We start from the raw sequence: 13,495 nt of genomic DNA on the forward strand, positions 1-13,495 counted from the left end.
GGGGAGGTGGCAGCGCAGCATTACGCCGCCACCTCCGCCTGCCCGGGACTAGAGCGCGGCCAGCAGGTCCTTCATTTCCTTGATCTCGTCCGTTTGGGACGCTGCGACGTCCTTGGCCAGCTTGATCGCCTCCGGGTTCTTGCCGCCGCGGACCTCCGCGTTGGCCATCTCGACGGCGCCCTCGTGGTGGGCGATCATCTGGGTCAGGAACAGCTTGGCGGCCTCGGTCCCCGTGGCGGCGTCGAGCTTTTTGAGCTCGTCGTCGCCCAGCATGCCGGACATTGCGTGGCCGCCCGGCATCTGGGTGGATTCGTTCCAGTCCCGGAGCCACCCGGTCATCCGGTCGATCTCCGGGCCCTGGGCCGCCTTGATCCGGCCGGCCAGGGCGGTCACCTTGGCGTCGATGCCGGGCTTCTTGAGCATCATCTCGCTCATTTGGACGGCCTGGGTGTGGTGCGGGATCATCCCCTGGGCGAACATGGTGTCCGGAGCGTTGTGGTCGGCCGCGGCACTTGTGCCGGGCATGGCCTGGCCGGAGCTGTGGTCCATCCCGGGCATGCTGCTGCCGGCGGAACCGGAACCGGTCGAGCAGCCGGCCAGGGCGATGACGGCGGCTAGGGCGGTGGCGGAAATTGTCAGTGCTTTGTTCACGAAGAATCTGTCCTTTGGGAATCCGGCAGGTGCCGGCGTCGGACGGTGCGCGGCATAGGTGCGCGCACCGGGAGGGCAAGGGGTGCCGGCGGAGAGCGGCACGGAGTCCCTTTATGTCCGGCTGATGGACAGCTCGATCGGCGTGGGCGTCGCCGGATGGTGGGAGCAAGCGGAGGCCGGCTCGGCTGAAGGCGCGGTGCGCGGCTGGACCGCCAGCAGTGTGGTCCCGGGTGCCGGCGCGTGCAGGGATGCCCCCGACGGTGCGGGGGTGCACGAGACGTGCGTGGAGCTCTGGCCGCCGCAGTCTCCGGCGCCGCCGCACGACGGCGGGGCGGGAGTTTTGTGGCGGGGCGCCGTACCGGGGTGGGTTGATGCGGGGTGCCCGGCGGTGGAGTGGCCGGAGCCGGAGTGCCCGGCTTCCGCGTGCCCGGATGCTGAGGGGCCGGACGCTGCCGCCAGCGCCACTTCCCCGGACGGCGCTCCGGCCGCGGACGCGTGCGCGGCGTGGGACGCCGAAAATACATGCATGCCCAGAAGTCCCGCGAGCACGGCCAGGACTGCGGCAAGCAGGGCGGCCCGGACGAGCCCGGCGGCGTGATGCCGGGTGCGTGCTGCGACCATGACCTACCTCCGTCCGGGCTGTGGTTCCGCAGTTCAGGCTACCGCTGTTCAACGCCGGACCCGGGGATTGTGTTCCCCGCCCGGGTGGGTCAGATCCCGAGGGAGGCCAGGCTCTGCCGGAGGGTCTCGGCCGAGTGGTGCAGCGAGGCCAGTTCGCCCTCGTCCATCGGGGTCTCCAGCACCGCCCGCACGCCGCCGTGGCCAACGATGCTCGGCAGGGACAGGGCCACGCCGTCGATTCCGTACTGGCCGGCCAGCACGGTGGAGACCGGCAGCACGGCGTTCTCGGAGCGCAGCAGCGCCTCCACGATCCGGGCGCCGGAGAGCCCGATCGCGTAATTCGTCGCGCCCTTGCCGGCGATCACCTTGTAGGCGGCCTGGGTGACCTCGCGGGCGGTCTCGGCCAGGTAGCCGGGCGTGAAGATGCGGTCGCCGTCGACCTTCCAGTCCCGGATCGGCACCGGGCCGATCGTCGCGCCGGACCAGACCGGGAACTCGGTGTCGCCGTGCTCGCCCACCATGCTGGCGTGGACGCTGCTCACCGACACACCCGCGCGGTGGGCCAGCAGCCAGCGCAGCCGCGAGGTGTCCAGCACGGTGCCGGAGGAGAATATGCGCGACGTCGGCAGCCCGGTGATCTTCTGCGCGGCGACGGTCAGTACATCGCAGGGGTTGGTGACCAGCACGTAGACCGCGTCCGGGGCGTGTTCGAGCAGCTGCGGCATGAGTTGTTCGAGGATGCGGACGTTGGTGCCGGCCAGGTCCAGCCGGGTCTGGCCGGGAGACTGTTTGGCCCCGGCGGTAATGACCACGACGTCGGCGCCGTCCGTGACGCTGATGTCCGCACCGCCGTTGACGGTGGCCGCGGCTGCGGTGAACTGGGTGCCGTGGGCCAGGTCCAGGACCTCGGCTTCGGCCTTGGCTGCGTTGACGTCGTAGAGGGCGACGTGGCTGGCCGAACCGCGGATCAGGGCGGCGTACGCCAGCGAGGTGCCGACGCTGCCGGCGCCGACGACGGCGAGTTTGGAACCGGAATGTACGGACATCAGCGTCTCCATCGCGGGCGGTCAGCCGGCCGCGGTTCCGACGGTTCCGGCCGTTTCGCCGCCGTCGATGACGAATTCGGCGCCTGTGACAAAGGAGGATTCGCCGCCGGCCAGGTACACGGCGAGGTCGGCGATCTCCGTGGGCTGGCCGATCCGGTGCAGCGGGACGTGGCCGGTATCGAAGGTCATGCCCTCGGTCATGGGGGTCTGGATGACGCCGGGGTGCACGGAGTTGACCCGGATCCCGTCCCGTCCCAGGTCCAGCGCCGCGGCTTTGGTCAGGCCCCGCACGCCGAACTTAGAGGCGGTGTACCCGGCGAGACTTTCGTAGCCGCGCAGGCCCGCGATGGAGGAGACGTTGATAATGGAGGCTGACCCCGCCTTAGCAAGTGCCGGGGCGGCGGCCTTGATGCCGTTGAAGACGCCGGTGAGGTTCACGTCGATGATCCGCGCCCACTGATCGTGCGGGTACTCGTCGATCCGGCCGAAGTTCACTATGCCGGCGTTGTTCACCAGGACGCTCAGGCCGCCGAACGCTGTGACCGCCTCGCTGACGGCGGCGTCCCAGTCCGCGGGCTTCGTCACGTCCAGGTGCACGTAACGGACGCCGTCGCCGAGTTCCGCAAGCAGCCGGGCGCCGTCGTCGTCCAGGACGTCGCCGACGACGGCCCTGGCCCCCTCGGCGAGGAAGCGCCGCGCGATGGCCGCGCCGATGCCGCGGGCGCCGCCGCTGATCAGGGCGACTTTGCCGTCCAACCGTCCCATGCTGGTCCCTTCCGAGCCGCAACCGTCGGCGCTGCAGGAGTCCGCGACGGGCCGGCCGACATCCGGCCAGCCCTCCCAGCATGGCCGCGGAAGTCGGGGTTGGGCAGGGTCGTTGGGCCCAAGGGCGAAGGCGGCCGGCGGGTGCGGGCCGGCGTCGTGGGTTCGTTAGAGGTGCTGGATCCCGGCCCGCTGCATGGCGTCCTGGTAGACGGCGACGTTTTTGGCCAGGAGTTCCTCCTGCTTGGCCGGGGAGACGGCGAACGCGCGGCCGCCGAGGGCGGTGGCCTTGTAGATCTTCACGCCGCGGTTCTTCAGCGAGGAGTGGTAGGTCTTCTCGAAGAGCGTCAGGAAGGCGTGGGCGTCGGCGCCGTGGGCGATGATCGCGGAAGTGCGCTTGTTGATCTTCATGAATTGGCGGAAAGGCCGCAGTCCGTCGGTCTTCTCCTGGACATTCAAGGCGGAGGGAAGTTCCGGGTCGCGGACCCACGGGTAGGCGTTCCACGGCATCACGTAGCGCGGGTCGAGCTCGACGGCCTCGTAGATGGAGGTGGCGCGGCGGGCGGCCTCGTCCTCGTTGAAGTGGGAGACGAACCCTGACTCGCAGCCCTTGCCGGGCGCAATATGGAGGCTGACGATCCGGCACTCGTCCTCGTCATGGACGGGGTCGATGTAGGGGACCACAGATCCCGGCTTCTTCTCCATCAGTTCGTCGCAAAGTTGGGTCACAGCCGCGATGTTCGGTTCCTGCAGCAGGGTCTTCTTTTCGTCCCAGTCAATCGTCACGATTTCTCCCTCAGCACTCGGCGTCCAGAATCAGGCGTCTTGTTCCACTCTACGCTTCTGTTTCCGGGCGCGTTCCCGGCCGTCACGGAAGAGGCGCCGGACCCCTAGCCACCGCTCCGGCGACGGGCGTACGCTTAAAGCGCCTGCAGGTAACCACTTGATTAAGCCGGGCTGATCAGGACATGAAAATGTCCGGGCCGTCTCATAGCGAGATCGCGAAGGTACCTGCAGGTCCTGTGTTTAAGGGTGGTGTGTGGGATCGTTGAAACCTGGGAATGCTGGCGTGCGTCGACCCGGCTAGCAGGTCCGAGAACATGCCCATGACCCGCTCTCGTTATTTCGATCCAGAAAGTCGACCATCCCACTCACTGAGGAAATAGAGCGCGCAGTAGTAGCGCGACCTATAGACATCTGTGAGGACATTTTCAGGCTTGACCTGCAGGCGCAGGGCCTTTCCGCCTTCAAACTGAATCGCAAGTTCCAGACTTTCGTCCATTGGAACCGGAATGATTCGGTCCCAGCCTTCGGCGGCATCCAAGAGGCTCGCATCCATCCCGCAGAAAATGTCAGTGACGGATTCGGCGCTGAAGAGGATGGGGGATCCTTCGTTGAGATCCTCAACCATGAGATCGGCGCCATCAAAGAACCCGAAACGATCTCCCGACTGAACTAGAAATCCTTCCAAGGATTGGCCTTCCGGTCCCATAAGATGACAGACCAGGGAGAGGTCGTCTACTTCCCGGGATTCGTCGATGGCCGCTTCAGGGAAGTACCGGCCGAGCCCATTTCGAGGAGTATCAAAGTATTTTCGGCACAGCATAGCTATAGCCCGGGACGCGGTCATCGTGGTGCGCAAGGCCTCGGAGAGGCCGTCGGTCGTGCCAGGGCCAGCGGTCTGCGAAGAAACCCATTCTTCGCCGTTCCAGTAGATGTCCGAGTCGATGAAATCGCGGGTGAAGGCAGCCCGTTTGCTACGAGCGATGCTATCGACGTTGACGCTGTGGCCGAGTTCTTGCGCGACGGTTTCCTCCCAGTTGTCCTCGGAGAATTCAGGGTACGACCCGATGAACATCTGCTCGCCGTGAGGTCCGAATACGCGGTTACAGAGTCCCTGAATCAAAGCGATCGATGCGAGTCCGTCAGGTGTAGCGCGGAGTTGCTTTTCGTACTGAGATACCAGCCACGTAGTCTCGGATTTTGAAGTCGACGCAGGGGCGACCCAAGACGGTATCTTGCGCGGTGGCAAGTACGCCACTTGCCCGATTGCAAACGCCAAGTCGGGGCGTACTCCAACGTTCTCAAGCCGTGTTCGGAGTCCATTTGCGGCGCCATCCATAATCCCCATGGACCCATCATCTACTAGTCGCTTCAGCAACCGTTCATTTTTCCAGTTGCGCCACGCCGGCGCTCGGCTCAATGTTGGTACTCACGCCTGTAGCTCCTCGTAAACCAATTCGCTGAGCATTTTGAGCAGTGCCTGCATCTTCGTCTTATCCCCCAAAGCCTGGAGGCTCAGGTTGTAGTGGCTGTCCATGGAGTTGGACACCGCGTCGCTGACGGCCTTCTCCAGATGCGGGCTGCTGCCGAAGTGGCTCCTGGAGTTGTTCTGAGCCTGCTTCTGCAGCGTCTCGTTCTTCACAAGCTCGCGACGCACGCCCTCCACAAAGTGCGCCACCGCGTCCAGTTCCTCGCCTTCGAACGGCAAGTTGGCTTGCTGGATGATCTCCTCCCACGTCGCCAGGACGGGATCCTTGGCCTGCCCGGTGCCCACCTCCGTCGGCGGCTTCAGCATCGCGTCCTCGCCGGAGAGCTGCAGCTGGGCCTGCCCCTTGTCCTTGAGCGCGTACTTGGCCAGCACCACTCCGGAGAGGTCAAGGGCCACTTTCGCGTCGTTCACACGGAGAACGGGCAGGAGGTGCTTGTAGTAGATCGAGCGCTTCTCAAGGTCCGTGTCGGCGAAGTCGACGATCTGGGAGAGGAAGTCGTAGGCGCGGACGAACGAGCCAAGGTCCTTCCGGAACAGGTCCAGCTCGTCCTGGGCGGCTTTATCCCCCTCGGCAACGGCGGCGTTGTACCGGGTGTTGAAGCGCGACTTCGCCGGGGCTACCCAGCCGGAGAGCGCGTTGTTGCCGGCCTCCAGGACATAGGACTTCACCAAGCCGTCCACCTCGGACTCAAGGTAGATCTGGGCGGCGTCGAGCTTGTTCTGGAGATCGTGAACGACGTTCGGATCGGACACGCCTTCCAGTGCGGCCTCGCGGAAGTAGGGCTGGAAGGAGGCGAGAATCTCGTCCGGGTTGTTGACGAAGTCCAGCACGAAGGTCTGGTCCTTGCCGACGGCGGTGCGGTTGAGCCGGGAGAGCGTCTGCACGGCGGAGACACCGGAGAGCTTTTTGTCCACGTACATCGCCACGAGCAGCGGCTGGTCGAAGCCGGTCTGGAACTTGTTGGCCACCAGCATGATCTTGTATTCGTCGGTAGAGAACGCCTCGGGCAGCGTGCGCCCCTTGAGCCCGGAGTTCATGTTGATCTCCGTGAACGCCTCCGGGCCGGATTCGTCGTCGTTCACTTCGCCGGAGAAGGCGACCATGGTGCCCAGCCCGGAGTAGCCGGCGTCGTGGATGTACTTGTCGATCGCGAGCTTGTACCGGACAGCTTCCTTGCGGGAGCCGGTGACCACCATGGCCTTAGCCTTGCCGTCGAGGCGCCAGGCCACGTTGGCGCGGAAGTGCTCCACGATCACCTGGACCTTCTGGCTGATGTTGTACGGGTGCAGCTTCACCCAGTTCATCAGCGACTTCAGCGCCTCCGACTTCTCCACCTGGGCGTCGTCCGAGTCGTAGTCCCTGCCCTCGTGAGTGAGCCGGTAGGCCACCTTGTAGCTGGTGTAGTTCTGCAGCACGTCCAGGATGAATCGTTCCTCGATAGCCTGCTGCATGGAGTACAGGTGGAACGGCTGCGGCAGCCCGTCCGGGCCCTTCCGGCCGAACAGCTCCAGTGTCTTGGCCTTGGGCGTGGCGGTGAAGGCGAAGTAGCTGATGTTTTTGGCGTCGGCACGCTCGGCCATCTCGGCGGCCAGATAGCTTTCGACGTCGAACTCGCCGCCGTCGTTGACGTCCGCCAGTTCCTCCGCGGATAGCACCTTCTTCAGCTTGTTCGCGGTGGATCCGGTCTGCGAGGAGTGCGCCTCGTCCGCGATGATCGCGAAATTCCGGCCCTTGAGTGCCTGCGATTCGGCGATGGCCTTCAGCGCGAACGGGAAGGTCTGGATGGTGACAATGATGATCGGCGTCCGCGCCGCCAGCGCGGCGGTGAGTTCGGCGGACTTGGAGCCGGCGTTGCCGCGGATGGGAACGACGACGCCGGACTTGTGCTCGATCTGGTAGATCGCGTCCTGCAGCTGGGCATCCAGCACGGTTCGGTCCGTCACGACGATGACGGAGTCGAAGATCTTCTCGTTGCCGGCGCCGTGCAGGGAGCTGAGCTGGTGCGCGGTCCAGGCGATCGAGTTGGTTTTGCCGGAACCGGCGGAGTGCTGGACCAGGTAGCGGTGGCCCGGCCCCTCGGCGCGGGCGGTCTCTATGAGCTGATTGACTACGTCCCACTGGTGGTAGCGCGGGAACAGCAGGGACTTGCGGACTTCACGGTCGCCGGTGACCGGGTTGGTCTTGTCGCTGATCTGCAGGTGCAGGAACTTGCCGATGATGTTCAGCCAGGAGTCCCGCTGCAGGACCTCTTCCCACAGGTAGCTGGTGGCCGAACCCTTGGGGTTGACCGGGTTGCCGGCGTGGCCGTCATTGCCGAGGTTGAAGGGCAGGAAGTGGGTGTCGTTGCCCTTGAGTTCGGTGGTCATCTGAATCTCGTCGTTGCTGACGGCGAAGTGCACTAGGGCGCGGCGGCCGAAGGACAGCAGCGGCTCGTCCTTGTTTTTGCCATTCTTGGGCAGCCGGTCCTTGCGGTACTGCTCGACGGCGTCATTGATGTTCTGCGTGAAGTCCGTTTTGAGCTCGATGGTCGCGACTGGCAGCCCGTTGATGAACAACACCAGATCGATGCTCTTCATAGTGTCGACAGTGGAGTAGTGGACCTGCCGGATCACCCGGAGGCGAACCTTGCCGTACCGCTCCAGCGTTTCCGGGTTCAGGCCCATGGCAGGCTTGAACTGGCACATCTCAAACTTCGTGGCGACGTCCTTGAAACCGGTGCGCAGCACGGAGAGCATGCCGGTTTCCTTGGTCGCCGGCTTGTCCAAGACCTTGCACAGCCGGTCCAGGAGCAGCCGCTTCGCCACCTCGTGCTCGGCGGGGGAGTCCGTTGGCTTCAAGACCTTGGCCAGCTGCTCCGGCTGGGTGTCCGCCAGCCAAGCGAATACATCTTCCGGCGCAAGCGCGCGGCTTGCGTCGTAGAGTTCACTGGCCTTGCGGTGCGGCTCGTAGATCCATCCCTCGGCGGCAAGAGCGTGGCAGATCTCATCCTCGAAGGTCACTTCATTGTGCTGCGCCATACGGTTCCCCCTAGAAACTGTCGAAAAAGTCCTGGTCCAGTTTTTTCACGACCACCGTGCGGTCGACTTGGACACCGACGCCGTACTCGAACATGAGCGACGCCAGCCGTTGCCCGTCGATAAGAATCAACGTGTAGTGCGCCGTGTCGCGGGCGACCGCTCGCGCCCCGGTGGTGAATGTCGAGGTGGTGATAAAGATGCCCTTGGTGGCGCGGAACTGGCCCAACGCTCCGCTGAACGCCTGGACTTCGGGTGCTCCGACGTTGTTGCCCTCGGAATAGCGCTTGGCCTGCAGATAGACCCGGTCGAAGCCGAGCGCGTCCTGCCAGACAATTCCGTCGATGCCCTTGTCGCCGGAACGCTGAGTGGGTTTCAGGTTGTCTTCACGGTCTGTTCCGTAGCCAAGCGCCCTCACGACAAAGGGAATGAGGCGTTCGAAAGCGTCGGGAGAGAGTTCGAGCAGATTGCGGTAGATCTCATCGATGACCACCCGGTTGAGCTGGTCCGCGGACTGCTCGAGGGCCTCGGAGGGATCTGCGTCGACCGCTACTTCGGCGATAGCGGTAGCCGGTTCTACGCCGGGCAGGAGCGTGTTCTTGGGAGCCTTCGACGTGTTCTGGTACGCCCGGTAGGACTCGTATTCCTGTAGCGTCTGGTATGTGATTTCCGCAGTCGAGGACACCCGGCGGAGGCCCTCGTCGCTGATCTTGTATTGCCCCCGTGCCTCGCGGACCAGCAGGCCGGCCTTCATGGAATCGAAGACGGCCCAGTTGATCCGGTTGGCCCAGCGGGCCTCACCGGAGGACATGACCTCCGCCATGTCCTCTTCGGTCAGCCGAGTACGCTCAGCCACAGATGTCCTGATTTCAGCGTTCCTGCGGATCTGGCCGTCTGACATGATCCGCAGAACCGGATCAACGAATCCGTGCCACTGAGGCAACGTCATACCTAAGCAACTCCTTCACGAACATCGATCTTGCCGGTCACGGCAGCGGAAATGAGGGCCGAGCGGCGTTCCCTCAGAGTGGAAATAACCGCATTTGCCTTATCCACGAGGTCGTCGATGAGCCGGGTCTTTCGTCCGAGTTGATCGACAATCCGGTGTTGTTCAACCACTGGTGGAACACCAAACCTGAAGTTCTTGACCGTCGTAGAGTTCGTTGACGCCAGATTGGTCGACTGTTTGCCAGTGAGATAGAAGTAGGCTCGCGCAGGATCAGCGTCCAGTGCCAGAACCAAGAACTTATTGAGTAATTGATCGCCAGTTCGCACCGCGAAGATGTGGTTCTGGTGCACGCATGGAGCTATCTGAGCTTCCCAAATGCAGCCGCGGGCCAACTTGTCTCGGTCCCCGCCTTCTGTCATGAGCACGTCACCAGCCCGCAGCATGGACGTCGCGGCCAAGTCTTTGGGCAGGTCGATTTCCTTGACTTCATTAAGGTCGACATATCCGATTTGAACGTTGGCCACTCGCAGATACGGATACGTCTCCGTCTCAACCTCAGAGAAATCCTTGCCGAGCGTAACGCCGGTCTGCATTCGAATCAGATTCTTCAGCGGCTGAACTGTCCAGTGCTCCGGAACGGGGCCCTGCCAAGGAACACCGGAGGGTTTGGTGGGGGCGGAGGGGTCGAGGCCTTTGGTGACGGCGTGGGTGATCGTCGCCTGGCGCTTCTCGGCGAGCAGCTCGATGAGCCGCTCCTGTTTGCGGATCAGCTTGTCGATCTGGGCTGTTTCGCGGTCGAGGAAGGAAGCAACTTTTCGTTGGGTCTTGATTGGGGGGACCGGGATTTCGAGTTTGCCGATGTCGGCTTGTCGCAGACCTACGCGAGTCACCCCGGCCGCAAGAACGGACCACTGCTGTGCGGCCTCAGGGCCGGCGAGGCACCAATACAGGAATCGGGGATCTGTCGCCCCTTCGAGGGGACGCGCAATGGCAAGGTGATACCCACAGACAAGATCGTGAGCGCTATCCACGACGTATGCGGGGATACCGATGTCATCGGCAGTTTCGGAATCCTTTGTGAATACCGTGTCCCCAACCTTCAGCCCGAACTTGCCAACTTGATCCTGCGTGGCCGTGGCAACCATGAAGTCCATTTCTGACGTGATCGTGTCGTTCTTGTAGACATCGGTGTAGTTACACAAACGCACGACGACTTCGCCGTCGTAGGACTTCTTGTCGACGTTGCTTGTCTTGATGGAGGCCACGTGACCGAGGCGCAATACAGGGTAGGTCACTTCTCGACCTCGGCCAGCAGCTTCGTGATCTCGGAGATGAGCCCGTTGAGGTCGGCGTCGATCTCGTCCAGTGACCTGGGGGCGACGTACTTGTAGAAGTGGCGGGTGAAGGGGATTTCGTAGCCGACCTTGGTCTTGGTGTCGTCGATCCAGGCGTCGCGGACGTGGGGGAGGACTTCCCGTTCGAAGTAGGCACGGATGTCTTCGCCTAGCGGGACATTCTCGGTGTCGCGCAGGTCCGCATCCGCTTCGGGTGCATCTTTGGGTCCCTTGCAGACGTCGGCGGTCTCGTCGCGTTCGGAGAGCCCGGCAATGACGGCTTTCAGGACCGGTGCGCCGAGCTTGAGGCCGGCGCCTGCGATGGCAGGCCTGAGGACCTTGAGGAAAGCCTCTCGGTTCTTCCAAAGCTTCGTCTCGTCTTCGCTAAGCCGGGTGAGCGTCTTTTCGAGAAGCTGCCGGTCGTCGTCGGATAGTTTCTCGACGGGTTTCTGCGCCAGAACCGCCTCGATCCTCTCTGGCTTGCACGCGAAGTTGAGCTTGAGCGGGCGCTCCACGGTGATGGTGGAGTAGCCGAAGTCCTGGTTGGTAAAGATCTTGGAGGTCTCGCCGTCGTCCTCGAACGCGCCGTAGAGCTGGACGATCTTCGCGATGTCCTTGGCCCCGAGTTCCTTGCGCTTGGAGCCGAGGCTCTTGCGCATCTTCTGGAAGAAGTCGACGCCGTTGATGAGCTGGATTTTGCCGACGCGCTCTGGGTGTTTTTGCTTCTTGCTGTTGGAGAGGATCCAGATGTACGTGGAGATGCCGGTGTTGTAAAACATGTCCGTGGGCAGCGCGATGATGGCCTCCACGAAGTCGTTCTCGATCAGGTACTTGCGGATCTCCGACTCGCCCGAGCCGGCGCCGCCGGTGAACAGCGGCGAGCCGTTCAGGACGATGCCGATGCGGGAGCCGCCGTCGTGTGCTGGGCGCATCTTCCGTACGAGGTGCAGCAGGAAAAGCAGCGAGCCGTCACTCACGCGGGGCAGGCCCGGGCCGAAGCGGCCGTCGAAGCCGTGGAGTTCGTGTTCCTTCTGGATCTGCGGCTGGATCTTCTTCCACTCAACGCCGAAGGGGGGGTTGGAGAGCATGAAGTCGAACTGCTGGCCGATGTTTTGGTCGTTGGCAAGGGTGTCGCCGACCGAGATCTTGGAGATGTCCTGGCCCTTGATCAGCAGGTCCGACTTGCAGATGGCGTAGGACTCGTCGTTGATTTCCTGGCCGTACGCGACGAGGGAGGCGCTGGGGTTGAGCGCGTGGAGGTGTTCCTGGGCGACGGTGAGCATGCCACCGGTTCCGGCGGTTGGGTCGTAGATGGACCGGACGATGCCCTCTTTGGTGAGGACGTCGTCGTCGTAGTTAAGCAGGAGCTGGACCATCAGCTGGATGACCTCGCGCGGGGTGAAGTGCTCACCGGCGGTCTCGTTGGAGGCTTCGGCGAAGCGGCGGATGAGTTCCTCGAACATGAGGCCCATCTCGATGTTGCTGATGGTCTCCGGGTGGAGGTCGATCGCGGTGAAGTCCTTGGTGACGTGGTACAGCAGGTCCGAGCTGTCCAGCTTCTCGAGGGTCTTGTAGAACTCGAAGCGCTCGAAGATGTCCCGGGTGTTCTCGGAGAAGCCCTGGACGTAGTTGAGGACGTTCGCCTTGATGTTGGTGGGGTCATCGAGGAGCTTGACGAAGTTGAATTTGGAGGTGTTGAAGAAGCTGTGGCCCGAGGCCTTCTGCAGGAAGGTGTCCAGCGGGATGTTCAGGTCCTTCTTGGCTTCTGCTTCCTGCAGGACGGCATCCTTGGTGGCTTCCAGAACGCAGTCCAGGCGGCGGAGGATGGTGAACGGGAGGATCACCGAGCCGTACTGCGCCGGTTTATAGGTGCCCCGCAGAATATTCGCGATGCTCCACACCAGGTTGGCGTTGTTGTTGCCGGCCACTGCTCCCGCTTCCCTTGCTGCGGGCAGTGGGGTGCGCTGTATTTGGCCGATCGCTTTATGGCCGACCGCGGCGCCCCCATTGCCGTGCAGCGTTCAATCGATCACGCACGTACTTGCCCTTGCATTGTATGGGGGAGGGGTGACGTTGGTTGGTCACACTGGAACCGGCACGACTGCACAGTAACGAACGACGCAAGGATTGCTTCTTCTCGGCGCTAGGATTTGGGCAACGTTCAGTCAACGACGATGGGCCATGGGGGCAAAGTGCAGAGAAGTCCTGCGCAAGCGAAATTTGACGTGATGTATGGATCGGCGCTGCGGCGCATGGAGCGTCACGGGCGGCTGCCCCTTTCGGGCTCAGAGTTGCAAGAACTCCAAGACGAGGTGTTCCGGCTTGCCGACTTCGCTGAGCGCAATCGAATTCCGGACAGGCGCCAGCACCAGAACGTGCAGACTTGGCGCGACAGCCTTGGGGGAACCGCAGCGGCGGAGAACGTGCTTGCAGACCTGAAGTCAGTGAGACAAAGCTCCGTTCGGCGCTCGCGTACGGGCCAAGCTGGCGACGAAATCGGCGCGGGAGGCTTGGGAAACACCGACGCACTCGACGATTACTCAGCCATCAACCGTGTGATGAGGCGAGCCAACGACTTCCTTGAGCCAGGCGCCCTGAGGTTTCGCTCGCAACAGGCTCAACTCGTAGCAGAGATGACGTACCTGCTGGAAAACCAGAAGATTTGGAATGTGAACCAACGACGAGTGCACAAGCTACGCGGACTCTTGAGCGCTGTGCGTGGAGCGGAAATGCCCAAGGTGACACAGACATTGGAGCCGAGAGAGCCCCGGTGGGTCATCCAAGGTGGCTTGCCCGGCCTAGGTAAGCGGTAGGGCACGTGGTAGCGGCGGGCGGTGGGGCTAGA

General features: G+C 63.1%; 11 protein-coding genes. 1 reads left to right on the forward strand and 10 read right to left on the reverse strand.

Annotated elements, in window-relative coordinates:
* Positions 1 to 48: 48 nt before the first annotated feature.
* The 10 genes from ABLI39_RS07490 to ABLI39_RS07535 all read right to left on the reverse strand — a co-directional run bounded on the left by ABLI39_RS07490 (position 49) and on the right by ABLI39_RS07535 (position 12,578).
* Complete coding sequence (locus ABLI39_RS07490; protein ID WP_349412815.1) at positions 49 to 651, reverse strand: DUF305 domain-containing protein; 603 nt, start codon at positions 649 to 651, stop codon at positions 49 to 51.
* Positions 652 to 762: 111 nt separating this feature from the next.
* Positions 763 to 1,272 carry a hypothetical protein gene (locus ABLI39_RS07495; RefSeq protein WP_349412816.1) on the reverse strand — a complete coding sequence of 170 codons (510 nt, stop codon included), beginning with the start codon at positions 1,270 to 1,272 and terminating at the stop codon, positions 763 to 765.
* Between the two features lie 89 nt (positions 1,273 to 1,361).
* On the reverse strand, positions 1,362 to 2,318 hold the full coding sequence (locus ABLI39_RS07500) for an L-lactate dehydrogenase (protein WP_349412817.1): 957 nt from the start codon (positions 2,316 to 2,318) through the stop codon (positions 1,362 to 1,364).
* 21 nt (positions 2,319 to 2,339) lie between these two features.
* On the reverse strand, positions 2,340 to 3,083 hold the full coding sequence (locus ABLI39_RS07505; RefSeq protein ID WP_349412818.1) for a glucose 1-dehydrogenase: 744 nt from the start codon (positions 3,081 to 3,083) through the stop codon (positions 2,340 to 2,342).
* A 165-nt stretch (positions 3,084 to 3,248) separates the two neighbouring features.
* On the reverse strand, positions 3,249 to 3,866 hold the full coding sequence (locus ABLI39_RS07510) for a uracil-DNA glycosylase family protein (RefSeq protein ID WP_349412819.1): 618 nt from the start codon (positions 3,864 to 3,866) through the stop codon (positions 3,249 to 3,251).
* A gap of 334 nt (positions 3,867 to 4,200) precedes the next feature.
* The gene (locus ABLI39_RS07515; RefSeq protein ID WP_349412820.1) at positions 4,201 to 5,211 is read right to left on the reverse strand and encodes a hypothetical protein; all 1,011 of its coding nucleotides are present in this window, start codon (positions 5,209 to 5,211) and stop codon (positions 4,201 to 4,203) included.
* A gap of 81 nt (positions 5,212 to 5,292) precedes the next feature.
* Positions 5,293 to 8,370: a type I restriction endonuclease subunit R gene (locus ABLI39_RS07520; RefSeq protein WP_349412821.1), complete on the reverse strand. Its 3,078-nt coding sequence runs from the start codon at positions 8,368 to 8,370 to the stop codon at positions 5,293 to 5,295.
* Positions 8,371 to 8,380: 10 nt separating this feature from the next.
* Positions 8,381 to 9,316 (reverse strand): restriction endonuclease, encoded by a 936-nt coding sequence (locus ABLI39_RS07525; RefSeq protein ID WP_349412822.1) that lies wholly within the window; start codon positions 9,314 to 9,316, stop codon positions 8,381 to 8,383.
* A 2-nt stretch (positions 9,317 to 9,318) separates the two neighbouring features.
* Entirely contained in the window at positions 9,319 to 10,611 is a 1,293-nt protein-coding gene (locus ABLI39_RS07530; RefSeq protein WP_349412823.1) for a restriction endonuclease subunit S, read from the reverse strand.
* On the reverse strand, positions 10,608 to 12,578 hold the full coding sequence (locus ABLI39_RS07535; protein WP_349412824.1) for a type I restriction-modification system subunit M: 1,971 nt from the start codon (positions 12,576 to 12,578) through the stop codon (positions 10,608 to 10,610). The genes ABLI39_RS07530 and ABLI39_RS07535 overlap by 4 nt, the downstream gene beginning before the upstream one ends.
* 222 nt (positions 12,579 to 12,800) lie before the next feature.
* Here ABLI39_RS07535 and ABLI39_RS07540 point away from each other — a divergent pair, with 222 nt between their 5' ends.
* Positions 12,801 to 13,463 carry a hypothetical protein gene (locus ABLI39_RS07540; RefSeq protein ID WP_349412825.1) on the forward strand — a complete coding sequence of 221 codons (663 nt, stop codon included), beginning with the start codon at positions 12,801 to 12,803 and terminating at the stop codon, positions 13,461 to 13,463.
* Positions 13,464 to 13,495: the final 32 nt, after the last annotated feature.

The sequence above is a fragment of the Pseudarthrobacter sp. B907 genome, assembly GCF_040137805.1.
Classification (GTDB): Bacteria; Actinomycetota; Actinomycetes; order Actinomycetales; family Micrococcaceae; genus Arthrobacter.

What these genes read in the sequence shown, in the direction of transcription:
- ABLI39_RS07515 (WP_349412820.1), bottom strand. Translation starts at nt 5,211, where the DNA reads ATGGGGATTATGGATGGCGCCGCAAATGGACTCCGAACACGGCTTGAG.
- ABLI39_RS07495 (WP_349412816.1), bottom strand. Translation starts at nt 1,272, where the DNA reads ATGGTCGCAGCACGCACCCGGCATCACGCCGCCGGGCTCGTCCGGGCC.
- ABLI39_RS07505 (WP_349412818.1), bottom strand. Translation starts at nt 3,083, where the DNA reads ATGGGACGGTTGGACGGCAAAGTCGCCCTGATCAGCGGCGGCGCCCGC.
- ABLI39_RS07500 (WP_349412817.1), bottom strand. Translation starts at nt 2,318, where the DNA reads ATGTCCGTACATTCCGGTTCCAAACTCGCCGTCGTCGGCGCCGGCAGC.
- ABLI39_RS07520 (WP_349412821.1), bottom strand. Translation starts at nt 8,370, where the DNA reads ATGGCGCAGCACAATGAAGTGACCTTCGAGGATGAGATCTGCCACGCT.
- ABLI39_RS07525 (WP_349412822.1), bottom strand. Translation starts at nt 9,316, where the DNA reads ATGACGTTGCCTCAGTGGCACGGATTCGTTGATCCGGTTCTGCGGATC.